This window comes from Paenibacillus flagellatus (assembly GCF_003217775.1).
In the GTDB taxonomy this organism is placed as follows: domain Bacteria; phylum Bacillota; class Bacilli; order Paenibacillales; family NBRC-103111; genus Paenibacillus_AB; species Paenibacillus_AB flagellatus.
This window is the reverse complement of the sequence record NZ_QJVJ01000003.1, coordinates 223,722-250,381: the sequence shown is the minus strand read 5'-3', so window position 1 is coordinate 250,381 and position 26,660 is coordinate 223,722. Positions and strand designations below refer to the sequence as shown.

At 59.5% G+C, this 26,660-nt stretch carries 25 protein-coding genes and 1 pseudogene; 19 read left to right on the top strand and 7 right to left on the bottom strand.

Annotated elements, in window-relative coordinates:
* Nucleotides 1–44: 44 nt before the first annotated feature.
* Genes pdxS through cyoE form a run of 4 tightly spaced genes read left to right on the top strand, consistent with a single transcriptional unit; the run spans nt 45 to nt 2,862 of the window.
* Complete coding sequence (gene pdxS, locus DLM86_RS07715) at nt 45–929, top strand: pyridoxal 5'-phosphate synthase lyase subunit PdxS (protein WP_211326499.1); 885 nt, start codon at nt 45–47, stop codon at nt 927–929.
* Nucleotides 930–955: 26 nt separating this feature from the next.
* Nucleotides 956–1,639, top strand: coding sequence for a YggS family pyridoxal phosphate-dependent enzyme (locus tag DLM86_RS07710; protein WP_110839408.1), 684 nt, complete (start codon nt 956–958; stop codon nt 1,637–1,639).
* A gap of 5 nt (nt 1,640–1,644) precedes the next feature.
* A complete protein-coding gene (locus DLM86_RS07705; protein WP_110839407.1) occupies nt 1,645–1,845 on the top strand; it encodes a hypothetical protein in 201 nt (66 codons plus the stop codon).
* A 27-nt stretch (nt 1,846–1,872) separates the two neighbouring features.
* Nucleotides 1,873–2,862 carry a heme o synthase gene (gene cyoE, locus DLM86_RS07700; protein ID WP_245954401.1) on the top strand — a complete coding sequence of 330 codons (990 nt, stop codon included), beginning with the start codon at nt 1,873–1,875 and terminating at the stop codon, nt 2,860–2,862.
* A gap of 23 nt (nt 2,863–2,885) precedes the next feature.
* Here cyoE and DLM86_RS07695 read toward each other — a convergent pair whose 3' ends face one another.
* Nucleotides 2,886–4,292, bottom strand: coding sequence for an FAD-dependent oxidoreductase (locus tag DLM86_RS07695; protein WP_110839406.1), 1,407 nt, complete (start codon nt 4,290–4,292; stop codon nt 2,886–2,888).
* A gap of 309 nt (nt 4,293–4,601) precedes the next feature.
* Here DLM86_RS07695 and DLM86_RS07690 point away from each other — a divergent pair, with 309 nt between their 5' ends.
* A complete protein-coding gene (locus tag DLM86_RS07690) occupies nt 4,602–5,003 on the top strand; it encodes a GNAT family N-acetyltransferase (protein WP_110839405.1) in 402 nt (133 codons plus the stop codon).
* A gap of 6 nt (nt 5,004–5,009) precedes the next feature.
* On the opposite strand, the gene DLM86_RS07685 is transcribed toward DLM86_RS07690, so the two are convergent.
* Complete coding sequence (locus DLM86_RS07685; RefSeq protein WP_110839404.1) at nt 5,010–6,230, bottom strand: MFS transporter; 1,221 nt, start codon at nt 6,228–6,230, stop codon at nt 5,010–5,012.
* Nucleotides 6,231–6,531: 301 nt separating this feature from the next.
* On the opposite strand from DLM86_RS07685, the gene DLM86_RS07680 reads away from it, so the two are divergent.
* The 8 genes from DLM86_RS07680 to DLM86_RS07645 all read left to right on the top strand — a co-directional run bounded on the left by DLM86_RS07680 (nt 6,532) and on the right by DLM86_RS07645 (nt 15,617).
* The gene (locus tag DLM86_RS07680) at nt 6,532–6,924 is read left to right on the top strand and encodes a YkvA family protein (protein ID WP_110839403.1); all 393 of its coding nucleotides are present in this window, start codon (nt 6,532–6,534) and stop codon (nt 6,922–6,924) included.
* A 187-nt stretch (nt 6,925–7,111) separates the two neighbouring features.
* Nucleotides 7,112–7,513 (top strand): DoxX family protein, encoded by a 402-nt coding sequence (locus tag DLM86_RS07675; protein ID WP_110839402.1) that lies wholly within the window; start codon nt 7,112–7,114, stop codon nt 7,511–7,513.
* 193 nt (nt 7,514–7,706) lie between these two features.
* Nucleotides 7,707–9,458: a sensor histidine kinase gene (locus DLM86_RS07670; RefSeq protein ID WP_110839401.1), complete on the top strand. Its 1,752-nt coding sequence runs from the start codon at nt 7,707–7,709 to the stop codon at nt 9,456–9,458.
* Nucleotides 9,459–9,461: 3 nt separating this feature from the next.
* The gene (locus tag DLM86_RS07665; protein WP_110839400.1) at nt 9,462–11,024 is read left to right on the top strand and encodes a response regulator transcription factor; all 1,563 of its coding nucleotides are present in this window, start codon (nt 9,462–9,464) and stop codon (nt 11,022–11,024) included.
* Between the two features lie 107 nt (nt 11,025–11,131).
* Complete coding sequence (locus DLM86_RS07660; RefSeq protein ID WP_110839759.1) at nt 11,132–12,466, top strand: ABC transporter substrate-binding protein; 1,335 nt, start codon at nt 11,132–11,134, stop codon at nt 12,464–12,466.
* A gap of 261 nt (nt 12,467–12,727) precedes the next feature.
* On the top strand, nt 12,728–13,633 hold the full coding sequence (locus DLM86_RS07655) for a carbohydrate ABC transporter permease (RefSeq protein ID WP_110839399.1): 906 nt from the start codon (nt 12,728–12,730) through the stop codon (nt 13,631–13,633).
* A gap of 4 nt (nt 13,634–13,637) precedes the next feature.
* On the top strand, nt 13,638–14,546 hold the full coding sequence (locus DLM86_RS07650; RefSeq protein ID WP_110839398.1) for a carbohydrate ABC transporter permease: 909 nt from the start codon (nt 13,638–13,640) through the stop codon (nt 14,544–14,546).
* 27 nt (nt 14,547–14,573) lie between these two features.
* The gene (locus tag DLM86_RS07645) at nt 14,574–15,617 is read left to right on the top strand and encodes a glycoside hydrolase family 88/105 protein (RefSeq protein WP_110839397.1); all 1,044 of its coding nucleotides are present in this window, start codon (nt 14,574–14,576) and stop codon (nt 15,615–15,617) included.
* Nucleotides 15,618–15,679: 62 nt separating this feature from the next.
* On the opposite strand, the gene DLM86_RS32675 is transcribed toward DLM86_RS07645, so the two are convergent.
* The 4 genes and pseudogenes from DLM86_RS32675 to DLM86_RS07630 all read right to left on the bottom strand — a co-directional run bounded on the left by DLM86_RS32675 (nt 15,680) and on the right by DLM86_RS07630 (nt 17,334).
* Nucleotides 15,680–16,012: a Beta-galactosidase C-terminal domain gene (locus DLM86_RS32675; RefSeq protein ID WP_245954399.1), complete on the bottom strand. Its 333-nt coding sequence runs from the start codon at nt 16,010–16,012 to the stop codon at nt 15,680–15,682.
* 4 nt (nt 16,013–16,016) lie between these two features.
* Nucleotides 16,017–16,442: pseudogene (locus DLM86_RS32670) on the bottom strand (beta-galactosidase trimerization domain-containing protein); the annotation flags it as partial.
* 181 nt (nt 16,443–16,623) lie between these two features.
* Nucleotides 16,624–16,836 (bottom strand): CDGSH iron-sulfur domain-containing protein, encoded by a 213-nt coding sequence (locus DLM86_RS07635; RefSeq protein WP_110839396.1) that lies wholly within the window; start codon nt 16,834–16,836, stop codon nt 16,624–16,626.
* Between the two features lie 81 nt (nt 16,837–16,917).
* A complete protein-coding gene (locus DLM86_RS07630) occupies nt 16,918–17,334 on the bottom strand; it encodes a DoxX family protein (protein ID WP_110839395.1) in 417 nt (138 codons plus the stop codon).
* A 362-nt stretch (nt 17,335–17,696) separates the two neighbouring features.
* Between DLM86_RS07630 and DLM86_RS07625 the strand changes: the two genes are divergently transcribed.
* The 5 genes from DLM86_RS07625 (at nt 17,697) to DLM86_RS07605 (ending at nt 24,702) form a co-directional block, all read left to right on the top strand.
* Complete coding sequence (locus DLM86_RS07625; protein WP_110839394.1) at nt 17,697–19,352, top strand: extracellular solute-binding protein; 1,656 nt, start codon at nt 17,697–17,699, stop codon at nt 19,350–19,352.
* Nucleotides 19,353–19,424: 72 nt separating this feature from the next.
* Nucleotides 19,425–20,330 carry an ABC transporter permease gene (locus tag DLM86_RS07620; RefSeq protein WP_110839393.1) on the top strand — a complete coding sequence of 302 codons (906 nt, stop codon included), beginning with the start codon at nt 19,425–19,427 and terminating at the stop codon, nt 20,328–20,330.
* Between the two features lie 25 nt (nt 20,331–20,355).
* A complete protein-coding gene (locus DLM86_RS07615) occupies nt 20,356–21,240 on the top strand; it encodes a carbohydrate ABC transporter permease (RefSeq protein ID WP_110839392.1) in 885 nt (294 codons plus the stop codon).
* Between the two features lie 40 nt (nt 21,241–21,280).
* On the top strand, nt 21,281–23,020 hold the full coding sequence (locus DLM86_RS07610; protein ID WP_110839391.1) for a sensor histidine kinase: 1,740 nt from the start codon (nt 21,281–21,283) through the stop codon (nt 23,018–23,020).
* Nucleotides 23,021–23,034: 14 nt separating this feature from the next.
* The gene (locus DLM86_RS07605; protein ID WP_110839390.1) at nt 23,035–24,702 is read left to right on the top strand and encodes a response regulator; all 1,668 of its coding nucleotides are present in this window, start codon (nt 23,035–23,037) and stop codon (nt 24,700–24,702) included.
* A 39-nt stretch (nt 24,703–24,741) separates the two neighbouring features.
* On the opposite strand, the gene pdxR is transcribed toward DLM86_RS07605, so the two are convergent.
* Entirely contained in the window at nt 24,742–26,184 is a 1,443-nt protein-coding gene (gene pdxR, locus DLM86_RS07600; RefSeq protein ID WP_110839758.1) for a MocR-like pyridoxine biosynthesis transcription factor PdxR, read from the bottom strand.
* A 218-nt stretch (nt 26,185–26,402) separates the two neighbouring features.
* Between pdxR and DLM86_RS07595 the strand changes: the two genes are divergently transcribed.
* Complete coding sequence (locus DLM86_RS07595) at nt 26,403–26,612, top strand: hypothetical protein (RefSeq protein ID WP_110839389.1); 210 nt, start codon at nt 26,403–26,405, stop codon at nt 26,610–26,612.
* The last annotated feature ends 48 nt before the right edge of the window (nt 26,613–26,660 follow it).

Genomic DNA, 26,660 nt, shown 5'->3' with positions numbered 1-26,660 from the left:
TCGCCGGGTTCATCTTACATCGATAGCGAATGGGAGGACGATCGATCATGGAAACAGGAACGATTCGAGTGAAACGAGGCATGGCCGACATGCAAAAAGGCGGCGTCATCATGGACGTTATGAACGCCGAGCAGGCGAAAATCGCCGAGGCGGCCGGAGCGTCCGCGGTTATGGCGCTGGAGCGGGTGCCGGCGGACATCCGCGCGGCGGGCGGCGTCGCCCGGATGGCCGACCCGGTCGTCGTCGAACAGGTGATGCAGGCCGTCTCGATCCCGGTCATGGCGAAGGCGCGCATCGGGCATTTCGTCGAAGCGAAAGTGCTGGAGGCGCTCGGCGCGGACTATATCGACGAAAGCGAAGTGCTCACGCCGGCCGACGAATGCTATCATATCGACAAGCGCGATTTTACGGTGCCGTTCGTCTGCGGAGCGCGCGATTTGGGCGAGGCGCTTCGCCGGATCGGCGAAGGAGCGTCCATGATCCGCACGAAGGGAGAGCCGGGGACGGGCAACATCGTGGAAGCGGTGCGGCATATGCGCATGATGACGGGGCAAATCCGCAAGGTGCAGGCGATGAGCAAGGACGAGCTGATGGCGGAAGCGAAACAGCTCGGCGCCCCTTACGAGCTGCTGCTTCACGTCCACGAGACCGGGAAGCTGCCCGTCGTCAATTTCGCCGCGGGCGGCGTCGCCACTCCCGCCGATGCGGCGCTGATGATGACGCTCGGCGCCGACGGCGTGTTCGTCGGTTCGGGCATATTCAAATCGGACCAGCCGGAGAAATTCGCCCGCGCCATCGTGCAGGCGGCGACGCACTTTACGGACTACGAGCTGATCGCGAACGTGTCCAAAAACTTGGGCGCGCCGATGAAAGGAATCGAAATATCCCGGCTGCAGGCGGCGGAACGGATGCAGGACCGCGGCTGGTAACAGCCGGTCGGAAGGAGGCGGATACGATGGAGGCGAAGGAGCGGATGGAAGCCGTCGAACGGCGAATCCGGGAGGCGTGCCGGCGCAGCGGCCGCAGCCGGGATGAAGTGAGCGTCGTCGCCGTCACCAAACACCTTACGCTGCATGAAGCCGAACGGCTGATGGAGCTCGGCGGCGCTTCCCATATCGGCGAAAGCCGTTGGCCGGACGCCCGGGACAAGTGGGAGGCGCTTCATTCGCGGGGAACGTGGCACTATATCGGTCATCTGCAGACGAACAAAGTCAAAGACGTCATTTCGCGCTTCGACTACGTTCATTCGCTCGACCGGCTGCCGCTCGCGCACGAAATCGAAAGGCGGGCGGCTGTCTTGGACCGAGCCGTGCGATGCTTTGTCCAGGTTAACGTCTCAGGAGAGACAAGCAAATACGGGTTGAAGCCCGAGGAGCTGTTCGATTTCGCCGATCAAGTCGCCCGTCTGCCCCATATCCGGGTCGTCGGTTTGATGACGATGGCCCCGCTCGCGGACCGCCCCGAAGCGGCCAGACCGGTTTTCGAAGGGTTGAGGAAGCTTAGAGACCGATTGAACGCGCAAAATCCGTTTCCGTATCCGGTCGAGCATTTGTCCATGGGCATGTCGGGCGACTTCGAGGTCGCCGTCGAAGAAGGCGCCACCTGGCTTCGGCTCGGGTCGATCTGGGCGGGGAGGTAATCCACATGCATCGCGAGCATGAACATGAACGGGTACGGGCCTGCACGTACGACGAGCTGGAGCAGTGGAGGGAGCATGTCCGGTTTTGCTTGAACTGGCACAAAAAGGACCATAACCGGACGGAAATCGAAGATTGCGAATTTTTGCTGCGGATCATCGAAGAGCAAATGACGCTGCTGGCCCGGAAAGGGAACGATTCCGGGTAACTCGGCAGGAGGAGGGGGCGAACGCGCGTGCGGAACGAGAAGAATGCATGGAACGTGAACAAGAACGCGAATAAGAACGTGAACAAGTACGAATCCGCGAACGATGACGAAAACACGGCTTCCCGGTCGGCCTCCGTCCCTTCGAGATGGAGCGATTGGAAAACCGTCGTCAAGCCGGGCATTCTGATGTCCAACCTGTTCGCCGCCGTCGCGGGCGGCTTTCTCGCGACCGGCCGACCGTTCGGATTTCCCGCTTTCGTCTATATGCTCGTCGGGACGGCGCTGATCGTCGCGGCCGCGTCGATGACGAACAACGTGCTCGACCGGCACCGGGATACGCGCATGGCCCGAACCCGCAGCCGCGCGCTGCCGTCCGGGCGGCTATCGCCCCGAATCGTTGCAGGCGCCGCGGCGGCGGCGGCCGGAAGCGGCCTCCTTCTGCTGTACGTCCTCGTCAATCCGCTGTGCATGCTGCTCGGCATCGTCGGTCTGTTCGTCTACGATGTCGTCTATACGCTTTGGCTGAAGCCGAGATCGACGTGGAGCACGTCGGTCGGAGGCGTCGCCGGGGCGATGCCTCCGATGATCGGCTATTGCAGCGTATCGGGCGAATTGGACGCCGGCGCTTGGCTGCTGTTCTTGTTGATGTTCGCTTGGCAGCCGCCGCATTTTTGGGCGCTCGGCATTTTGAAGCGGGAGGAGTACCGGGCGGCCGGCTATCCGCTGCTTCCCGTCGTGAAGGGCGTTCGCCGCACGAAGCTCCAAATGCTGCCGTATGCCGCGGCACTGCTGCCGATTCCCGGCCTCCTGTATCGTTTCGGTTACGGGGGACCGTTCTTTACGGCTTTCGCCACCGGTCTTCTCCTCGTCTGGTTCGTGATGTGCGTGCGAGGCTTAACCGCGAAGGACGAAGCCCGATGGGCGAAAGGCACGTTCCGTTTTTCCTTGTACGCGTTGACGCTGTCATTCGCCGCGATCATTGCGGAATCCGCGCTGTCGGGAACGGCACCGCTTTAAGCGGTCGTCCGCCGCATCGGCGATCATGCCTCCTCTTCGTACGCCACCGCTCCCGCCGCTACGGGCCTGACGATACCGGCCTGCCCCGGCCGCTCACCCAGCCACGCCCCTTGCTCGATCAGCTTGCGCTGCAGCTCCCGCACCGGCACTTCGCGGAAGCCGACGCCGGCGGCCCCGGCCATCGAAGCGGCCACCCCGGCCGCTTGGCCCATGGCGAAGCAGTTCGGCATCACCCGCAGCGATCCTTGAACCGGCCGGTCGGAGGAGACCGAACGCCCGGCTACGATCAGGTTCGATTTGCCTTTCGGCAGCATGCAGCGGTAAGGGACGCCGTGGGACTGGCCCTTCGGCAAATGCTTGATCGTCATCGTGCTGCCCGCATTGGCCAAATGGATGTCGATGAAGTACGAGTTCCGCGCGATATCGTCCTCGAACGTGCGCATCGACAAAAAATCTTCGACGACAAGCGTATAATCGCCCTGAATGCGGCGCGTCTCGCGGATGCCGATCTGGTCGCCGGAATGGACGAGATGAATGTTTTCGAAGCCCGGCACGCGACGCCGCAAAAACCGGATTTGCGTGTCGATCAGCCTGCGGCCTTCGACCGCGGCGCGAGTCAAATCCTCGGCCTTCGTCCCGTCGATGTCGAAAATATGGCCGAAGTTGAAGCCCGCGACGGAATCGGTAATCCACGCGATACCGGAAATGCGCTTCCTCCCCTCGGGCAGCTCGCCGTCCCGCTGGGCGGCGGTAACCAGCTCCTCCAGCTGCGGGTGCTGGCCGGTTTCCCGGATAAACCGGTCGAAGCGGTCCTTGTCGGCCCCCGTGACGACGAAGCACATCGTTCCGGGCTGTAGCTCTCCTTGCTCGCCGCCGAGCTGGAAAGGGACGCCGGCGAGAGCGGCCAAGTCCGCATCTCCCGTCGCATCGATATACAGCTTCGCTTGCACGACGGAACGGCCGGATTTGTTGCTGATGACGAGTCCGTCGATGCGGTCGCCGTCGAGCAGCACTTGATCCGCGACGGTATGGAACAGCAGCTTCGCTCCGCTGTCCAGGACGGCTTCGTCGTAGACGCGCTTCAGCGTCTCGACGTCGATCGGTACCCAGTCGAGCCGGTCTTTGTACCGGTTCAGAAAGCGGTCGCCGGCGGCCAGCTTCATCTTCTCCAGCAGCTCGAGCCCGATGCCGCGGATGACCGGCTTCTCGCCGTCCGTATACGGGCAAAAGGCGGGGACGAGCGCCGCCGTTCCCATGCCCCCGAGGTAGCCTCGCTGTTCGATCAGGAGCGTTTCGGCTCCGTTGCGGGCGGCGGCGATCGCGGCCGCGACGCCGGAGGCGCCGCCCCCGACGACGACGACGCCGGGCGTATGGCGGACCGGAAGCTGCTGAGACGGGACGGTAATCGTACGAATGGCTTGATTGGACATGAGCGTTTCCTCCTTGGCGGTTGGACTGTCGGTTCCTATTATAGTTCGCCGTGCGAGGAGGTCCAGTTTAACTTTGGTTTAACGAAAAGCGCCTTCACCGGGAGAACAGGCCCGGATCGGCGTAGCGAAAAGGGGCGAAGCTTCGGCTTCGCCCCTTTCGACTTTGCAAAAAAACTTTCAAGCTGCTTTTTAAGCTTTTTCTATTCTTGCGCCCTAATATTCGCACAGGAGGACCTCGACCTTATCACTTGCATTCATGTTGTATAGTGAAGGATGTAGGTGGAAATCAAAGAAAAGGAGCTGGGGAGCATGAACATTCATTTCGAAAGGCCGAGCCCGAAGGAATACATCGAATTGCGCCAAGCGGCCGGTCACGATTCGAAGGACGAAGCGAGGGCCGAACGCGCCTTGGGCCGCTCGATCGCTTCGCTTACCGTAAGAGACGACGGCTCGAAGCTGATCGGAATGGCCCGGGTGATCGGAGACGGCGCTTATTATTTTCAAATCGTCGATTTGACGGTCGCCCCCGAATACCGGGACACGGGGCTCGAACGAAAGATGATGGCCGAGCTGGCGGATTACTTGACCGGCAGCGCGCCGAAAGGGTCCGAGGCGATCTTGATGGCGGACGTTCCGTCCATCGAGATGTACAAAACGTACGGCTTCGAGTTCACGTATCCGAATTCGATCAGCCTGCGCAAGATGCTGTAAAGCCGATTACCCCGCGGCCTGCTTCTCGGAGGCAGTGTCGCGGGAGATCGAAAATTTCGGGACTTTAAGCAGAAGGGCGACGAGCAGCAGCACGAAGCCCGTCAGCGCGAATACGATCGGGATCGGGATTTGTGTCGCGGCGAAGCCGCCGATCAGAGGGCCGAACAGGAGCCCCATTTGGTTGGACGACTGATTCAAGCTGAACGCGCGGCTGCGGAAAGCCGGGTCGGTCCGTTCCGCGATAAAGGCGTTGAGCGCCGGATACACCGCGGCGAAGAACAGCCCGTAGCCGAAGCGCAGCGCCCCGAAGCCGACCAAGCTGTGGAAGAACACCTGCAGCACATTTCCGATTCCTCCGCCCAACAGGCCGATGAACAGCACCTTCTCATAGCCGATCCTCGTGCCGTGCTTGCCCCACCAAGGAGCGGCGATCAGCGTCGCCACGCCGACCGACGAGAAAATGATGCCGGCGTACAGCGATGCGGACGACGGGTCCGAACCCAGCTTTTGCACGTAAATCGTAAGAAGCGGCTCCAGCACCATGACGGACGTCGTCACGACGAAGACGACCGCGAAGGCGATCATCAAGCTGCGGTTGGAGGCGGCGACCTTCAAATCTTGCGAGATGGACGATCGTTTCGCCGTCGACCGGTTGAACGACGGCTCCTTGACCCAGAACAAACAAATGAGGAAGGCGACGAACACCATGCCGCTCGCCAGCGCGAAGGTGTCCCGCGGCCCGATCATATGGCTGACGACGCCGCCCACCAGCGGACCGATGATCGATGCGGCCGCACTCGACGTCGAGATGACGCCCAGCGCGTACCCCATATGCTTCTCCGGGGTGTTCGTGGCGACCAAGGCGACGGCGGACGGGATGTAGCCGGCCAGCAGCCCTTCCAGTATGCGGGCGCCGATCAGCTCGTACGGGCTGTCGACGATGAAATAAAGAAAATAGCAAAACGCCAAACAAATGCCGGCCCGCAGCATCATCGGCTTGCGCCCGTATTTGTCGGCCAGCGAGCCCCAGAACGGCGCGATCAGCGCCCCGGACAAAAACGTAACGGCGAATACGACGCCCGTCCAAGCCTCCAGATGGCTTTTGATCCCGATGTCGGTTTCCAAAAAGATCGACATGAACGGGATGGAGACCGAGTACGCCATGCTGACCAAAAACGTGCCGATCCACAATACGACCAAATTGCGTTTCCAAGAAAATGACGCCATGTTAGCATGTCCCCGATCGTCGGATAGTTACCTCCATGATACCATCTGGCGGCCGGCAAGTTCGATAAAGGATTGTTATGGACGCGATAGAAGGCGTTGATGGACGAATTTCGACCGAAGCTGCCGGGAGCCGGCCGACGGCTAAAGAGGCCGAGTGAGGCGTGGGGCCCGCGATTTGAGCCGCGATCGTTACAAACGGTCGCAGATCCTTTATAGTAAAAGTGGAGCGGTCAAGAGAGACAATCGTTCCCGATATGGAAGGATCGCGATACGATAATCGGTAAGTAGGGGGGAGCCGGCCCTGATTGAAAGCATAAGGAAATGGGCTAACAAGCTGAAGCGGCAAGTGTTCGTCCTGTACTTTGCCTACAAAGACGATCGAACGCCTTGGTATGCGAAAGCGGTCGCCGTGTGCGTCGTCGCTTACGCGTTCAGCCCGATCGATTTGATTCCGGATTTCATCCCCGTATTGGGCTATTTGGATGACGTGATCCTGATTCCGCTTGGCGTTGCGCTTGCGCTGAACATGCTGCCCGAAGCCGTGATCCGGGATTGCACGAGAAAAGCGGAGGAACGGTTACAACCGGGCAAACCGAAAAATTGGATTGCCGGAAGCCTCATTATTTTCGTTTGGATCGCCGTTTTGCTTTGGTTCGGGATGTTCCTTTACCGCTCGGTATTCGATCGTTCGTAAGGCGCTTGATTGGCGCGGGCAAGTCATCGAAGCAAAAAAATTAACATAATAATTATTATGTCTACTCAAACTGCTGCAAACGGGACGCCTCAACGAACGGAGGAGCGCGAATCGAGCAATCCATAAGAAATATCGGCCGCTCTTTCGTGCTACAATCGAATTAACGATACGAAAGAAAGGTGATTCGATGCGCAGAACGTATTCGAGAGGCCGGCTGTGGACGGCGTGGATCATGAGCGGCTTGACCATCCTGTTCATGCTGTTCGACAGCGTCGGCAAGTTCATGAAGCCCGACGTCGTCGTCGAAGGGACGGTTTCGCTCGGCTATGCCGAGCACCATATCGTATTGATCGGCGTGCTGGGGCTGCTGTCCACGATTCTGTACGCGATTCCCCGCACGTCGCTTCTGGGCGTCGTGCTGATGACCGGGTTTTTCGGAGGCGTCGTGGCCACGCACGTACGAATGGACGCACCGCTGTTCACGCACACGCTTTTTCCGGTCTACCTGGCCGTCTTGGCCTGGGGCGGCCTGTGGCTGAGGGACGAGCGCGTACGCAGCCTTTTTCCGCTGCGGAAAAGCGAAGATTGAACGTCGGCGGGGAACGGTCGACCGAAGGCTTCTGCCGGTTAGGGCGGAGGTCTTTTTTTCGTTGAATCGAAACGTTGGGAAAAGACGGCTCGGACGATCCAATCGAATTCCCGTCGGGCGTATGGTACACTAGCAGGGAGACTTCCGCCGACCGCTAACGCCGGAAGACCAGACAGGGGGGTGACGGGAATCGATGCGTTGGCGTTCCGTTCTCGACGCGTATCGGCATATGCGGATCCGCAACAAGCTGTCGCTGCTGATCGCGTTCATTATCGCGCTCTCGATGGCGTTTACGATTATCGTGCAGCAGTATGCGTTCTCGATCTACGACGGGCAAATTTACGACAAATCGGCCCGCGCGCTCAACATGTCGTCCGCCGCCATCGAAAAGGAGCTCGACCGGCTGGAGCAGCTGTCATACAGCATCGCTACCGACGTCACGATCCAAGGGTGGCTGACGTCGCTTAAAGAAAGCGCTTCCGATTACGATCGGCTGATCGTGCGCCAGCATCTGGTCGACCGGCTGTTCAGCTATTCGGGCTCGGAGCCTTATTTGCACTCGATCCAGCTGATCGATGCGAGAGGGACCGAGCATGACGGCGGGAACATCGTCCGGATCGATCCCGGCAAAATGCGCCGCATCCTCGACACCGCAGCGTCCGCGATGGGCGACAACCGGTGGATATATCCGGATGCGGACGATTCCGCGATGATCGCCGTTCGGGAAATCCGCTCGTATTCGAATACGAACTTCGACTTGGCCCACCTCGGTACACTCGTCGTTCGCATCAACATCGACCGCATCGTCAAAGACCTTGCCTCGGAGGAAGGCGATATCGTGCTTACGTCCGGCGAGGACGTCATCTTTCCGCAGCGTCCGGCGGTCGATGCGGCGAGCTTGACCAGTTCGGTCGGGCCGGACAAAGGATATTCGATCCGCGACATCGGCGGGGAGCCGTATTTCGTCTCGCATATCCGCTCTCGCGACACCGGGTGGACGTACTGGAGCGTTACGCCGTTCGACCGAATATTCGAATCGATTCTGTTCATCAAGCGGCTCGTCGTCATCGTCTTCGTCGGCATTTTCGCACTCGTCATCGTGCTCGGCATTCGCTTCTCGCGAAGCATCACCCGACCGATCGACGATTTGATCGTCCGGATGAAGCTGGCGCAAAAAGGCAACTTCGAGGAAGCGAACGTGCTCGCTCCGTCGGACGTGCGGCTCGGCATGGACGAGATCGGGCTGCTGCACCGGACGTTCCGTTTCATGATCGAGCGGATCAATCTGCTCATCAAAGAAAATTATGCGAACCGGCTGCTGATCAAGGAGACGGAATTCAAGGCGCTGCAGGCGCAGATCAATCCGCATTTTTTGTACAATACGCTCGAATCGATCAACTGGATGGCCAAAATCAACCGGCAGCCCGAAATATCCGAGATGACGGAGGCGCTCGGCTACCTGCTCCGCAATTCCGTCGACATGAAAAAGCCGATGATCACCGTCGGCGAAGAGCTCGACATCGTCCGCAGCTACGTGACGATTCAGCAGTACCGGTTCGAGGAGCGGCTCCGGTTCGAATTGGACGTGCCCGCCCCGCTGCTCGATCGGCCGCTTCCGAAGCTGACGCTGCAGCCGCTGCTCGAAAACGCGATACATTACGCGCTGGAGCCGACGATCGAGCCTTGCCGGATTGCGGTCCGGGGATTCGAGGAGGGAGACGGCTTCTTCCTGACGGTCGAGGACGACGGTCCGGGGATGCCGCCGGATACGCTGGAGCGGCTGCGCAGCGGCGAATTGCGGACGAAGGGCAAAGGAATCGGCCTGCTCAATATCGACGAGCGGATCAAGATCGCATTCGGCGACGAATACGGCATCCGGATCGGCGGCGGACCGGGTCGAGGGACCCGCATCACGATCGCGCTTCCGCGCGAAACGGGGGGATAACATATGTACAAGGTGCTGCTCGTGGATGACGAGCGTATAATATTGGACGGCATTTCCCGGATGGTCGACTGGACGTCGCTCGAGACGGAGCTGGTCGGCACGGCGCGCAACGGCGTCGAGGCGTTCGAACGGATCCGGGAGACGAAGCCCGACATCGTCATCAGCGACATCCGGATGCCCGGGATGGACGGTCTCGAGCTGGTCGAGGCCGCGCGCGTCTACGATTCGCGCATCCGCTTCGTGCTGCTGTCCGGCTTCGGCGATTTCGATTACGCCGCCCGGGCGATGCAGTACGGCGTCCAGCACTACTTGCTGAAGCCGACGAACGAAGACAAGATCGGCGACGCGCTGCGAAAAGTCGTCGCGGAGCTGCGGCGGGAGGAAAGCCGGGACACGTTCGTCCGGACGGTGAAGCAGGAGCTGGACCGCGTCATGCCGCACGTGAAGGAGCAGTTTCTGAAGGAGTTCGTCACGAACAAGACATACGGCAGCCGCGATTGGAACTATTACCGAAGCTTGTTCCGGCTCGACGCCGACTACCGGGTGCGGCTGCTCTTGTTTCAGCTCGAAGGGGAGTTCGAGTTCGAGCATTTGTTCGCCGTCAAAAACATCGCCGAGGAGCTCTTGGACAAGCCGCTTCTCAGCACGACGATCGGCGATCACGTCCTGATCGTCATGGAGGATCCGGGAGACGGGCCGGAAAACCTGTTCGAACGGATATACCGGATTCGCGACACGTTCCAGCATTATTACAAAAAAGACGCGACGATCGCGCTGAGCGAGCCCGACCATATCGTGAACGCGCGAAGCCTTTACCGGGAAACGCTGCAATGCTTGAATTACCGGTTCTATCTGGGCGAGGGCAGCCTGATTACGCGCAAGGACACGGCCGCCGGGCAGCCGGGGCGCATCACCGACTTCGCCTTCGACGAGGAACGGCTGAACATGCCGGTCCGGTCCGGACATCGCGAGGAAGCGTCGGCGGCGCTGGCCGAATTCATCGCCGGGCTGAAAGAGGCGCAGCTCGATATCGACGTGACGAAGTCGTACGTCATCCAGCAGTTCGTGTCGCTGATCCGGCTTTGCGAGCCCGGAACGATGGAGGACTATTACAAAAAAATACCGCTGATCGTCGAAATGACGACGCTGCAATCGATCCAGTCGTTTCTCGAAAGCGTCGTCGACGAAATGACCGAGCGGCATTATCGGCAAAACACGGTCAAGCACGGCGCTATCGTGCGCAAGGCGATCGCCGTCATCGAGGAGCAGCTCGGCAATCCGGAGCTGTCGCTCAACTGGGTGGCCCACGACATGCTCTACATGAACGCCGATTATTTGGGCAAATTGTTCAAGAAGGAAACGGGCGAGAAATTTTCCAATTACGTCATGAAAGCGCGGATCCGGAAGGCGATGGAGCTGATCGCCGGCGGCGACCTGAAAATATTCGAGCTGGCCGAACGGCTCGGCTTCGGCGACAACCCGCAATATTTCAGCCAAGTGTTCAAGAAGGTCGCCGGCTGCACGCCGTCGGAATATATGAAGTCTTTCGACAACTCTGCTTTTTGAACAAACAGATCGGGTTTTTGGATTAACGTTTCCCCCCTCAAGCCGGATAATAGGGAATGTAAGCACTATCAAACGCGATGATGCAAACGATGGGGGAGGACTACGGGATGAGAAAAGCGGTTACCTCGTTTTTGGCAACGGCCCTGCTGCTGACCGCCTGCGGCGGCGGAGGGGCGTCGAACAACGCGTCTACCGGTTCCGGAACAAGCTCGACCGGGACGGGCACGACGCCTGCGGCGGACGCGAAGAAAGATCCGGTCACGCTTCGCGTCGCTTGGTGGGGAGGCCAATCCCGCCACGACTATACGTTGAAGGTGATCGAGCTGTACACGAAGAAAAACCCGCACGTCAAAATCGAAACCGAGTACGCCTCGTTCGACGATTACTGGAAGAAGCTCGCTCCGCAGGCGGCGGCGAACGGACTGCCCGACGTGTTCCAGATGGACATCTCCTACTTGACGCAATACGGCGGCAGAGGTCAGCTGGAGGATTTGGAGCCGTACACGAAAAACGGAACGATCAACGTGAAGGACGTGAGCGAAAACAGCTTGTCCGGCGGCAAGGTGGACGGCAAGCTCGTCGCGATGAACCTCGGCTCGAACGTGCTCGGCTCGACGATCGATCCGCAAATGCTGAAGGACGCCGGCGTGACGCTCAAGCAAGATTGGACGTTCGCCGATTTCGAGGAAATCGCCGCCAAGCTGAAGGCGAAAGGCAAAATGATCGCGGCCGACCTGCGTCACGACGTCGTCTTCCCGTTCTACCTGCGCGGTCAAGGGCTGCACATGTACGCCGCCGACGGCGCCTCGCTCGGGTACGCCGACGACAAGCCGTTCATCGACTACTACACGATGTACCAGAAATGGTACGACGCCGGCTACCTGCTGCCGCTCGACAAGCTGGCGCAGAAGAAAGGGACGCCGGAGGACGACGAAATGGTGCTGGGCAACGCCGCCTCGTCGAACGGCTGGTCGAACCAATACATTTTGATGGCGAACGCGGCGAAACGTCCGCTCGACATTCATCCGTACCCGAACTGGAGCCAGAACAAGGCGCTGTTCTTGAAGCCGAGCATGTACTTCTCGATCGCCAAGTCGTCGAAGGTGAAGGAGGAGGCGGCCAAGTTCATCGACTTCTTCATCAACGACATCGAAGCGAACAAAATCATCAAAGGCGAGCGCGGCGTGCCGGTCTCCTCGAAGGTGAAGGAGGCGCTGAAGCCGGAATTGACGCCGGAGCAGGCCAAGGTGTTCGATTACGTCTCCTGGGCCGAGCAGAACAGCAGCCAGATGGATCCGCCGAATCCGGTGGGCGCCGTCGAGGTCGACAAGCTGCTCAAAGATACGGTCGAGCAAATTTTGTACAAAAAGCTGACCGTTCAGGAAGGCGCGGCCAAGTTCCGCAAAGAGGCGAACGCGATTTTGGCGAAAAACAAAAAGTAGCGTTCCGGGAAACGTTCGGGACCGTGCGACCGGCTCTTTGCGCAAGCGTTTTCCCGATCCTTCGCCATATCCATACGCATTCCGGGCCCGCCATCGGCGGGCCTGTTTTTTTGCGGATGGGAAGAGGCTGGGGAAACGTTCCGGCCGGCGTAGCAGGTTGAACGGAACGTCGGCTAATTAAACAAAAAGGACGGTTTTTTGCCTTCAGGCCGCCTCGCCTCGTTTCTTATAATAAAGACATCCAAACACAGGGGATGATCGATGATGAAGCTTAAGCTGTTGGACAACAACCATCTGGTCGGGTACGCGTTCGCTTCGCCGTTCGTGCTCGGGTTTCTTATTTTCACGCTGTACCCGATCTTGTCATCGTTTTACTACTCGTTCACCGACTACAATTTGTTCGAAGCGCCGCGGTGGATCGGTCTCGACAATTTCGAGAAAATGTTTCTCGCCGACGACAAGTATTGGAAGTCGGTCCAGGTGACGCTGACGTACGTATGCGCCAGCGTCCCGTTCCGGCTCGCCTTCGCGCTGGCCGTCGCCCTGCTGCTCAACAAGGCGATCGCGGGCATCGGGCTGTACCGGTCGGCCTATTACTTGCCTTCGCTCATCGGCGGCAGCGTCGCGGTCGCCATCATGTGGACGCAAGTGTTCGGCGACAAGGGGCTGCTCAATTCGGCGCTCGGCCTGGCCGGCATCCATAGCGACACGTCGTGGATCGGCAATCCTTCCACCGCGCTCTGGACGCTGATCGCGCTCTCCGTCTGGCAGTTCGGCTCGTCGATGCTTATTTTCCTCGCCGGGCTGAAAAACATACCGGTCTCGTATTACGAGGCGGCCAACGTGGACGGCGCCGGCGCCGTTCGCCGGTTTTTCCGCATCACGCTGCCGCTGCTCAGCCCGATCATCCTGTTCAACCTGATCATGCAGACGATTTCGGCGTTCATGACGTTCACGCCGGCCTACATCATTTCGCGGGGCGAGGGAGGGCCGCTCGACAATACGCTGCTGTACTCGCTTTACTTGTACCGGCGGGCGTTCCAGTTTTACGAAATGGGCTATGCGTCGGCGATGGCGTGGGTCATGCTGCTGCTGGTCGGACTGATCGCGCTGGTCCTGTTCCAGACGTCCAAATATTGGGTTCATTACGAAGCGAAAGGGGAATGACGCCATGGCCGTCAGCAAAATCGCAACGGGCCCGGCCGCAGCCGGACACGCCGAAAAGACGGAGCGCATCCGTTCCGGAGGCAGCCGCTGGAAGACGATCGCTTACCATCTGCTTGTCGGAGGACTGGCTCTCGTCATGCTGTATCCGATCTTGTGGCTCGTCTCCAGCTCGCTGAAGCCGAACGGGGAAATTTTCGCGAGCGCTTACAGCCTGCTGCCGAGCCGGATCGCCTGGGAGAACTATGCGACCGGCTGGGCGGGCTTCGCCGGCAACACGTTCGCGACGTTTTTCCGCAACTCGCTGTTCATCGTCACGGTGTCGACGATCGGGGCGGTCGCGAGCTCGGCGCTCGTCGCGTATGCGTTCGCCCGCATTCCGTTCTGGGGGAAGAGCCTCTGGTTCGGCTGCCTCATGATGACGATGATGCTGCCGCACGACGTGACGATCATCCCGCAATACGTCATGTTCGCCAAGCTCGGATGGCTGTCGTCGTTCAAGCCGGTCATCGTTCCGCAGTTTTTCGCGGTTCCGTTTTTCGTCTTCCTGATCATGCAGTTTATCCGGACGATACCGGGCGAGCTGGATGAGGCGGCGAAAATCGACGGCTGCAGCAAATACGGCATCTTCTTCCGCATCATCGTCCCGCTCATTACGCCGGCTCTCATTACGGCGACGATCTTCTCCTTTTACTGGAGATGGGACGATTTCATCAACCCGCTGCTCTACTTGAACAAGCCGGAGCTGTACCCGGTGTCGCTTGCGCTCAAGCTGTTTTTGGACGGCGAGTCGCTGAACAACTGGGGCGGCATGTTCGCGATGGCGACGCTGTCGCTCGTGCCGATCGTCGTCGTGTTCCTGTTCTTCCAACGGTATATCGTGGAAGGGATCAGCACGAGCGGATTGAAAGGATAATAGGGACGGGAAGGGGAACGAACATCGATGCCGATGCTGCAATTCGACGATACCGTAATCCGCGACGCCATCGAACGGGTCGTAAACCGGACGTTCCGGATGGATTTCGCTTGGGATTGGCCGGGAGGCGTCGCCTTTTACGGCGTATGCGAAGCGTACGCCGCTACCGGCAATGAAGCGTACTTGACCGGCGTTCGGGCGTGGGTCGACGAGAATATGGAGGACGGGCTGCCGAAGCTGTCCGTGAACGCCGTATCGATCGGCCACTCGCTCTTGACGCTGTACGAGGCGACGAAGGACGAGAAGTACATCGCGACGGCCCGGGAGATGGCCGACTACTTGAAGCACGAGGCGGAACGGTTCGGGGACGGCATCTTCCAGCATACGGTCAACTCGGAGAGCTACAGCTTTCCGGAGCAGGCGTGGGTCGACACGATGTTCATGGCCGGCTACTACTTGCTGCGAATCGGCAAGCTGCTGGAGAGGGACGATTACTTCGAGGACGGCTTGAGGCAGTACCACGGTCACGAAAACCTGCTGCAGGACCCGGTGACGAATTTGTATTACCACGGCTGGGACAACATCGCCCGCAACCATATGTCGGCCATTCATTGGGCGCGCGGCAACAGCTGGGCGGCGCTGACGATGGCGCGGGCGCTCGAGCTCGTGCCGGTGACGCATCCGTCCTTCATGCTGATCGACGGGTCGCTCCGCGATCAGCTGAGCGCGCTCGTCCGTCTGCAGCACGAGTCCGGCCTGTGGCATACGATCGTGGACGACCCTTCGTCGCCGCTCGAAACGTCCGGCTCGGCCGGCATCGCCGCGGCGCTCCTGTCGAGAGGGAGGCTGTACAACAAGTACGCGCAGCGATCGATCGACGGCATTCTGGCGCGCATCGCCGCGGACGGCACCGTCACCGGCGTCTCCGCCGGAACAGCGGTCATGAACGACGCGGCGGGCTACAAGAGCGTGCCCGACAAGCGCATTCAAGGGTGGGGACAGGGGCTGGCGCTCGCGTTTCTGGCTCAGGTGCTGCGATCGCGGAACAATCCGTTCGGCAACGGCTGCTGAATGCGGGCCGGAATCGGCAATACGAAGAAAAAGGCGTCTCGCAAATCGCGAGACGCTTTTTCTTACCCGTAGAACCGGACGATCCGGTACTCGTAGCGTCCGACGTCGAGCCGGCCGGCGGGGATGCGCACGTTCGTCAGCGCGTCGTACCCGTCCCGCGGGACCGTGACGCTGCCGCCGGCTCCGTCCATGTTGACGACGACCCAGACGTCGCCGCCGTCGCCGCGCCTCGGGGCGACGATCGTTCCTTTCGTCGCGTCGGTGCGCAGCCGGACGTCCGCTTCTCCGGCGTAATGATCGATCAGCCGGTCGAGCAGGCCGTTCCCCTTCGGCGCCGTCTGGCAACGATCCGAGCATGACGATTTTGTCGCGGCCGCAGCGGTTTTCCGTGACAATGGCGGCCCCCGGGGTAATGCCGTTCAACAGCGTGCCGATCGCCGCAGCCTCTTTCGGCTCGAAGACGGCGCTCCAGAGCGACAGCGGGGCTTCGACGCCGAACGCGCGGCCGATCGTGCCGGTTCCTGCCATCGGGTACGTGTACAGCGTCTCCACGCCGGCGTACCGCTCCAGCTCGCCGAGCGCGGCGTCCGTCGGGACGGTGTGCTCTTCCGTACGTCCGCCGGTGAGAGGACCGACGACCCAGACGCCTCCGTCGCCGACAAATCGCAGCGCCCTTTCGAGGAAGCCCGCATCTACATAAGGGACGAAAGGGGTGAACAGCAGCTTGTATCCGTCCAAAGCGGCTCCTTCCGGCAGCAAATCCCGATGCAGCCCGCTGTCGAGCAGCCGCTCGTAGAACGAGGCGACCAAGCCGCGATGGTTCATCTGCCGGTGCGGCTCCGTCTGGAAAAACGCCTTGGCATTCGCACCGGTTCGACTTCGGCACCGGCATGCCGCTCGACGTATCGGGGAAGTGCAGTTTCGTCCGATCCCAAAAAACGCGCAAAGCGCCACTCTTCGAAAAGTGGCGCTTTGCGCGTTCGGCCCGATTCGCCGCTTTGGTCCGTCAAGGCTGCTGGGCGCGCGGCGCGCTCTGGAAGCCGATTTTTTTGTGCGTTCCGTCGCAAAACGGTTTTTTCTCCGACGCGCCGCAACGGCAGAGCGAGAAGGAGGCGCCCGTCTCGAACTTGTTGCCCTCGCCGTCGACAAGCTCGACGTCCCCGGTAACCCGGATCGAGCCGTTGTCGTTAATTTTGATCGTCGGTTTGGCTTGTTCCATTGGAATCCCCCCGTGACCTTCAGTATTTCCTTCCGCATCCAGTATATTCCGCAAGCGGCGGCGATTGAACGATTCTCCTCCTTAAAGTGTGCGGCTGCTCGGACGCAGCGCCCACGAGGCGATATTCAGTGCGGCATACCCAAGCGGTAAAATAACGGAAAACCCGTAATCGCCATCATCGCCGGCAAACGCATGAGAGAAAGCCGCACCTGTCATCAAAAAGAAGATACCGGCGTGAGTCCATTCTTTAAGCCGGGGAAAACGCGGCACGACGAGAGCTACGGCCCCTAGCACTTTCCACACCCCGAGAATGGTCATGACGTACAAGGGATAACCGAGATTCGCCACCAACTCGACGTTTCCCCCAAGCTGCATCAATTGCCCGATACCGCTTAACGTTATGGCCGCCGCGAGCAATAATGTGACCGTCCAATAAGCGATCGTCTTTCCGCGGGGTTGGGTTCCCGCTTTCACCTTTGTTTCCGTACCAATTATCATCCTCAATTTCCTCCTCATCGGGTTTCAAACGAAACTCGTCATTCGGACACCATTTGGTGTCTAATTGATTATAGGACACCATTCGGTGTCATGTCAACAGCATTTTATACACGACCCGACTTGGTTTTGGCGGGCGTCAGCGCCGCTTGATCAATCGATTTCGACTAAATGGCTTGTCTCCTTGATAGAGCTCGGCTATTGTTTAGTTCATCGGGTCGGCCGGCTCGCCTCAATAGGTGTATATCCATGTAAAGACTAGTATATGGCTGACGGGCGATCCGGTTTTTATACTAGAATTATCAAAGGAAGCTGAAACGCGCGCGGTATTCCGATGAACATCCAGAGCATTTGGGAGGGGTCCTATGAAAAAGATATGGAAGCGGCACGGCGTCATCGCCGCCGCGCTGATCGCGAGTGTCGCCGTCGCGGCGTGCAGCAAAACGGAGCCGAATCCGCAGACGTCTACGACGACACCGTCCGCAGGCGCGACGACGTCCGATTCGAAAGCCGTTCTCGAGGTGTCGACCGTACGGGAAAGCGATCCGTACTTGAAGTTCGATCCGGGCGAAAGCTTCGACAAAAACGCGGTGTACGACGCTTACGAGAAAGACGCCGGCGTCAAAATTACGAACAAGTGGGTGGCTGCCGATTCGGCCCAATTCAAGGAAAAGCTGAAGATGGCCATCGCCTCGAACGACATTCCCGACTTTTTCCCGGTCGACGCGACCCAGCTCCAGCAGCTGATCGAAGCGGACATGATCATGGATTTGACGGATGTGTACAACAAGTTCGCGACCGAAGAGACGAAGAAGTTCATGAAGATGGACGGCGGCCTCCAGATGAAGTCCGCGACGATCGACGGCAAGCTGATGGGCATTCCGCGGACGTCGAATCCGTTCAACGCGCAATTCGTCTACGTGCGCACCGATTGGCTCAAAAAGCTGAACTTGGCCGAGCCGAAGTCGATGCAGGATTTGATCGCGATCGCGGAGGCGTTCAAGAAAAACGACCCCGGCGGCACCGGCAAGCCGTACGGCATCGCGCTGAACAAAGATTTCAAGGACGGCGTTACCGGATTGATCGGCTTCTTCAACGGCTTCCACGCCTATACGGATACGTGGATCGACGACGGCACCGGCAAGCTCGTCCTCGGCTACGTGCAGCCGGAGATGAAAAACGCGCTGAGAGCGCTGCAGGACATGTTCAAAAAAGGGCTGATCGACCCGGAATTCGGCGTCAAAGATACGCAAAAGGCGTCGGAGCTGCTGTATAACGACAGCATCGGCATCGTCTACGGAGCCGAGTGGGCGCCGGCCCATCTGGCGAAAGGCGCGGTGAAGGACGGCAAGGTCGTGCAGGAATGGGGCGTCTTCCCGATTCTCTCGATCGACGACAAGCCGGCGAAGATGCAAATCGGCCTGGGCGCGGACCAATATTACGTCGTGTCCAAGAAAGCCAAGCATCCGGAAGCGGTCATCCGTCTGCTCAATCATTGGATCGTCGTCGACAACAACCAGACGGAAGAAAACAAGGTGTACGAATTCGGCAAGGACCGCGTGGAGAAAGGGAACAACTACTGGCTGCTCAACCCGCTGACGGTGTACAACCAGACGAGCACGAACGGCGAAGTGCTTCCGAAGGCGATCGCGAACAAGGACGACAGCCTGCCGAAAACGAAGGATCAGAAAACCCGGTATGCCCGGGCGATGAAATACGTAAACGGCGACACCGGCATGTGGTGGGAATATTTGATTTCCGGTCCGAAGGGAGCGGTGTCGCACTATCCCGACATGAAGAAAAACAACCAGTTCCAGCAAACGAAATTTTTCGGGGCGCCGACGCCGACGATGGTGGAGAAGAACGCGATTCTCGAGAAGAAGCGGGACGAGGTGTTTTTCAAAATCATCATGAACCAGGTGCCGGTCGACGAGTTCGACAAGTTCGTCGCCGATTGGAAGAAGCTGGGCGGCGATCAAATGACCAAAGAAGTGAACGACTGGTACGCGAAGAACAAATAGATCTGGGCATGAGGGAGGGATCGATCTCGGACGATCCCTCTTCTTTTACGGCTCAAAAGGCGGTGGTGCACGATGCATTCGATCTTGCGCATCTGGAAGCGGGAATGGCCGCTCCATGCGATGCTCGTTCCGGGACTCGTCTTCGTCATCGTATTCAGCTATATCCCGATGGCGGGCATCCTGATGGCGTTTCAGAAATATATTCCGACCAAAGGGCTGTTCGGCTCTCCGTTCGTCGGATGGAAAAACTTCCGGTTTTTGTTCGACTATCCCGATATCGGGCGGATATTCTTCAACACGATCTATATCGCCGTCATGAAAATCGCGGCGGGGCTGTTCGTGCCGATCGCGATCGCGATATTGCTGAACGAGCTGACCCGGCAATGGATCAAGCGGGCGTTCCAGACGCTCGTCTACTTGCCGCATTTCCTGTCGTGGGTTCTGCTCAGCGGCATCTTGATCGACGTGCTTTCGCCGTCGACCGGGCTGGTGAACCAAGTGATCGTCTCGCTCGGGTTCGAGCCGATCTTCTTCCTCGGCGACAACCGCTGGTTTCCGTACGTTATGGTCGTATCGGACGTCTGGAAAGAATTCGGCTTCGGCACGATCGTCTACTTGGCCGCCTTGACCGGCATCAATCCGTCGCTGTACGAAGCGGCGGAGATGGACGGAGCGGGGCGGTGGAAGCAGACGCTGCACATTACGATACCGGGCATGATGCCGATTATCGTGCTGATGCTCACGCTGAACATCGGCAACGTCCTCAACGCCGGCTTCGACCAAATTTTCAACCTGTACAGCCCGCAAGTGTACGAAAGCGCCGACATCATCGATACGTTCGTCTACCGGATGGGCGTACAGCAATCCCAATACGGGTTCGCGACGGCGGTCGGGCTGCTGAAGTCGGTCGTCTCGTTTTTGTTCATCTCGGTTTCGTACGTGCTTGCCTACCGATTCGCGAATTACCGCATTTTCTAGAATGTCATGACAACGAGGTGTCCGTATGCCTTACAAACTATCGCTCGGCCGGCGGCTGTTCCTGGGCGCCAACCTGATCTTCCTGGCGGCGACTTCGTTCATCTGCCTGATGCCTCTCATCCATATATTGGCCGTCTCGTTCAGCTCCGGAGCCGCGGCTTCGGCCGGCAAGGTCGTCCTTTGGCCCGTCGATTTCACGACCGCCGCTTACGACAACGTCTTCGGCAAGCCGGAATATTTGCGCGCCTTTTGGGTCACGATCCAACGCGTCGTGCTCGGCACGGCGATCAGCATGTTTTTGACGATCATGACGGCGTACCCGCTGTCGAAGGAGACGGGGCAGTTTCGGCTGCGCACGTTGTACGTCTGGGTGTTCGTCTTCACGATCCTGTTCAGCGGCGGCCTCATTCCTTGGTACATGACGATCAAGGCGCTCGGCTTGATCAATACGATTTGGGCGCTCGTCCTCCCGGGGGCGCTGGCCGTGTTCAACGTCATTTTGCTGCTGAACTTTTATCGCGGCTTGCCGAAGGAGCTGGAGGAATCGTCGCGGATCGACGGCGCCGGTCATTTCGTCACGCTGTGGACAATCTACGTGCCGCTGTCCATGCCCGCGCTCGCGACGACCGGTCTGTTCACGATGGTCGGCCATTGGAACAGCTGGCTCGACGGCATGCTGCTCATGAACGAGCCCGACAACTATCCGCTGCAAACGTTTTTGCAGACGATCATCATCAACCTCGATTTCCGCTTCCTGAAGACGGAAAACGCGGAGCTGATGATCAAGCTGTCCGACCGGACGAGCAAGGCGGCGCAAATTTTCGTGGCGGCGTTCCCGATCCTGATCGTGTATCCGTTCCTGCAGCGGTTTTTCATTAAAGGAATTGTGATGGGGAGCGTCAAAGAATAAGAGAACGCATTTCGATCAACAGCATGGCGGTGGACGGACGATGAAGCGGTTGCTCCGATTGAGGGACTTTTCGATTTTTCATAAAATGCTGGCCGCGTTTCTGGCCGTCCTTTTCCCGCTCATGGCCGTCACTTGGCTGATCAACGAGAAAGGCTCGGAGAGCATCCGGCGGGAAATATCGCTCTCGACCTTGAATACAACCCGGTATTACCTGGAATCGCTCGACAAGGAGGCGGACCGGATCGTCCGGTATTTGCCGAAATACGTCACGGACGACGATCTGATGGAGATCGCCGCGGCCGGCAACGAGCTATCCGTCTACGAGCGGACGCAAACGATATGGGATATTCAGCAGCGGCTCCAGCTGATGAAGGAGTCGAGCCCTTTCATCGAGGAGGCGCGCGCGTACGTGCCCTCGATCGGACGAACGCTGCTCAGCGCCGATTACGAAACGTCGATCGACCGGTCGGAGTACGAGGCGATGCAGACGAAAAACCGGACGTACGAGGAGCCGCTTCTGTTCTGGGACGACCGGCTGTTCATCTCGATGCAGGTTCCCGCGGTGACGCAGCGCGAGCCGCTGTTCGTCGTCGGCGTCGAGCTGTCCTCGCAGCGGATCCGGCAGTCGCTCGCGCAAATCGGCAGCACGCTTGGCGGCAAGAGCGTGCTCGTCAACGTCGATCGCGGCTGGCATATCCAGAGCGGCAGCGATCCGGCGCTCGTCGCGACGGCCGAAGCTTTCGTCCGCAGCGTTCGGGCGGAAGGGAAGACGGAGGGGTATGAGACGGTCCGGTACGAAGGAGAGACCTATTTGGCGGTATACAAGTTTTCCCCGCTGTGGAACTCATATTCGGTCAGCCTGATCCCCGAAGCGAACGTTCTCGGTCCGATCCGGAAATACCGGGTTTGGTTTTGGTGGGCGTGCGCACTGGCCGCGCTCGTCGTCCTGTTCTTCTCGTATTCGCTGTTCCGGCTCATTTACCGACCGCTCATGCGGCTCGTCCATTCGTTCCGGCGCGTGCAGCAAAACCGGCTGGAGCCGATCGCGATCGACCGCGGACGCGACGAATTCGGGTATTTGTACCAGGCGTTCAACGATACGATCCATTCGCTGCGCACGCTGATCGAGGACAATTACGAGCAGCAAATCCGCAACCAGCGGTCCGAGCTGAAGCGGCTGCAGGCGCAAATCAATCCCCATTTTTTGTACAACTGCTTTTTCGTCCTGTGCCGGCTGATCAAGTCCGACCGGCAAAAGGAGAAGGCGTACCAGTTTTGCCTGTACATCGGCGAATATTTTCACTTCATTACTCGCAACGACGAGGACGACATCCCGCTCGAGCTCGAGGTGAAGCATTCCCGCACCTATGTCGATATGCAGTCGGTATGCTACGGGGAGCGCATTCACGTCGAATTCGATTGCGAGGAGCAGGGGCTCGCTCTTACCGTACCGCGTCTCGTCCTTCAGCCCGTCATCGAGAACGCGTACAAGCATGCGCTCGGCAATATGCGCGCCGAAGGCGAGCTGTGGGTGCGCGGCGAACGCGAGGCGGACGGCTTCGCCTTTTACGTGGAGGATAACGGGAACGCCGTCACCGAGGCGGACATCGACCGGTTGAACGCGAGACTGCGCCATTCCGAAAACCGGTTCGAGGAGACGACCGGCCTCGTCAACGTGCACCGTCGCATCCAGCTGCGCTACGGCCCCGGCTACGGCGTGTCGATCGCGCGCTCGGAGCTGGGCGGCATGCGGGTGAAAATTTTCATCGGGTTAAGCTGAAGGGGGAAACCGTCATGTACCGACTGCTGATCGTCGACGACTTGCCGATCATCGCGGACGGCTTGATCGAGCTGTTCGAGCAGGCCGACCATCTGGAGCTCGACATCCTGAAGGCGTATTCCGGCGAAGAGGCGTTGGAGCTCATGCAGGGCAACCGGATCGATATCGTCATCTCCGACATCAAAATGCCCGGACTGGAAGGGATCGAGCTGCTGCGGGAAATCAAGGCGCAATGGCCGGCGTGCAAGGTCATCTTTTTGACCGGCTATAACGATTTTCATTACGTGCAGAGCGCCGTAAAGTACGGCAGCTTCGAATACATTTTGAAGATCGAGAGCGACCGGAAAATTATCGAGTCCGTCGAACGGGCGATCGCCCGCTTCGAGGAGGAATACGATCAGCGGCGGATGGTCGAGCGGGCGCACGACCGGATGCGGCTCGCGGTGCCGACGCTGCAAAGGGACTATATGGCCGGGCTGCTGCAGGGGAAGCAGGTGACGGACGGCCAGCTGGCGCAGCATTTCCAAGACATCGACATGCCGCTTAGGGCGGACATGCCGGTCATGCTGCTGCTCGGCCGGGTCGACGGGTGGAAGGAGTTCATGACCGCCCCGGATAAGGCGCTGCTGCTGTATGCCGTCCAGAACATCGCCGAAGAATATTGGTCGTCGTACTTGCGCACCTATTCGTACGTGTACGACCAGTCGAAGATTGTCTGGTTCATTCAGCCATTGTGCGATCCCGAAGCGGAGGCGGGGGCGATCCTCGCGAGCTGGACGAAAACGGCCACCTATGCGAGCGGAATGCTGGAGACGATCCAGCATACGTGCAAAAAGCTGCTGAAGCTGCCGGTTTCGTTCATCCTCGGCAGCGAGCGGGTGGCGTGGAGCGAGGTGTCGGACCGTTTTCACAGGCTGAAATACGGGTTTGTCTCCAAAATCGGCTTGTCGACCGAGGTCATCCTGAGCGATTCGGACATCCGGCATGCGGAAGAGGAAGGGGGCGGCGGGCGGCGGCACGACCAGTTCCATCATGCCCGCGTCCTGCTGCTGGCGAAGTGTCTGGAGGAAAACCACCGCGAGCCGTTTTACGAGCTGTATCTCGATATGACCGAGCTGTGGACCGACGAAGACTGCCCGTACGAGCGGAAAAAGGAGCTGTTCCATTCGCTCGCTTCCGTATTCCTCGCACCGATCAACAAGAGCAAGGAGCTGCGCGCGCATGTGAACGCCGTTCACGACTTGGCGCCGTTGATGCAGCCGGGAGAGGCGTATTCGTGGCCGTCGCTGAGGCAATATTTCCTGCAGACGGCGGATTTGCTGTTCGATTGGCAGGCGGCCAAAGGGGCGAGGCAGCCGGACGAGGTCGTGCAGAAGGCGCATCGCTATATCGAAGCCCACGTCTCCACCGACATTTCCTTGAATGCGATCGCCGATCACGTCGGCCTGAATCCGTCCTACTTCTCCAGACTGTACAAGCAGATGACGGGTATCGGCTTGTCCGACTACATTAACGACTACCGCAATTTGAAGGCGAAGGAGCTGCTGCTCGGCAGCGGCATGAAGGTGAACGAAATCGCCGCGGCGCTCGGCTACAATTCCGGGCTGGCGTTCATCCGCTTCTTCAAGAAGCGGAACGGCTCGACGCCGCAGGAGTTCCGGACGCAGCGAATGTCCCAATAAGACGAAAGGCCGGCCGTCCCGAGGGGCGGCCTTTCGCCGTTACCGGCCGGCGCGCGTCTGCCGCAGCGCCGCGGCGAATTTCCGTACGCCGGGCCCGATCTCTTCGACGGCCGGCTTCGCGTACGTAAACCGGACGAACCCGGAATCGGAGCCGTATACGCTTCCCGGGACGAACAGGACGCCGTTCTTGATCCCGTTCTCGAGCAGCGCGTAGTCGTGGACCGGTTCGTTGACGGAGCACCACAGGTTCAGACCGCCCGCGGGCAGATCGAAGCCGATTTCGTCGGCCAATTCGTCGCGCAGCGCTTCCGCGAGCAAGTTTCGGCGAAGGCGCAGCGAGTCGCGCAGCCGGGCCAGATGATACTCCAGCTCGCGCGAGTTCAAGAAGTGAGCCGCGATCCACTGCGGAAAAACGCTCAGGCCGAAGTCCATCTGTTGGCGGGCGTCCGCCAATCGCCGAACGACGGAGTGGGGGGCCACCATCCAACCGATGCGAAAGCCGGAGGCGGCGATTTTCGACAGCGAGCCGACGTACAGCACGGTTCCGTTGCGGTCCAGCGCCTTGAGCGGCGGCGGCGGATACCCGTCGATCGAAGTCAAGCCGAACGGGTCGTCTTCGACGATCGGGATGCCGAGCCGCTCGCAGCACGCCAAAAGCTCGAGCCTCCGGGAGGGATCCAGCACGATACCCGTCGGGTTTTGGTAATTCGGGTTCAAAAACACCATCCGGATCCGGTGACGCCGGTACAGCGCTTCGATGTCGTCGGGCTTCACGCCGCGCTCGTCCTGCGGCAGCCCGAACAGGCGGAGCCCGGCGGATTGAAACATCGGCAGCGAATAGCCGTAGGATGGATTTTCGACGGCGATCGCGTCCCCCGGGCTGAGCAGGCATTGCGCGATCAAATACAGCGACTGCTGGGACCCCGACGTGACAAGAATCGATTCGTCGGTCGCAACCATGCCGCGCCGCTCCTGCAAAAACGAAGCGATAGCGGCCCGGAGCGGCGCATAACCGGCGGGATCGCCATACCCGAGGGGCTCTTGGAACGGCTGCTCCGCCATCAATCGCCGGATGACGTCGTTCGGGGACAAGTCCGCGGCGAGCTCGCCGCTCGCGAAATTGACGAACGGCTCCCCGCTCCGGATGCTGTCGCGTATTCTTCGCAGGAACGGCAGGTTGGGCAGAAACGTGCCGCCCTCGACGTAGGCGTTCCAGTTCGGCGCCGATCTCGGAACAAGCCCCCATTTATTCCGGCAGACGCGAGTGCCGCTCCCGGTCCTGCTCTCGATCAGACCCGAAGCCCGTAGCTCCTCGTAAGCTTGCACGATCGTACTCCGGTTGACGCCCAGCTGCTCGGCCAGCTTCCGTTCGGACGGAAGGGCGCTTCCCGGAGGCAGTTCGCCGAGCGCGATGCGCCGCTCGATCTGTTCGACGATTTGCCGGTAAATCGGTTTATCCGCTTCGCGATCCGGCTTCCACATGTCCGACATCCCTTTCCGCATTTCGTTTCCGTATTAGTGTATCAAGAACGGGTGGAGCAAGGGAGGGATGTTTTTGGCGGCTCCGTGACGGACTTGTTGCAAATGTTTGACAAGTGGATGGGATAATTCCCGTCCAATTGGCTGGTTTCATTCCGGCCTTCCCGCTCTATGATGAAAGTACCGACATGACGGACCGATCGAGAGAGGAGGATGCACCCATGCCGACCATTTCCGTAGTGTCCATACTCGTCTTGCTGCTCGCCGCCATCGGAGCGACCGTCGCGGTGGGAGTGTCGAAGGAGAACAAAGAGGGGAATCCCGGCTACGAGTCCCGAACGAAGGGGAACATGACCCGGCTTACGCTGTTTTATGTCGTCACCGGCATCTTGGCCGTAATAGCCGTCGTTTTCTTCGTCACGACGAGGTGAAGGCGATAAGGAGCCTATCCCGCCGAGCGGTTAAACCGCTTGCGAGGT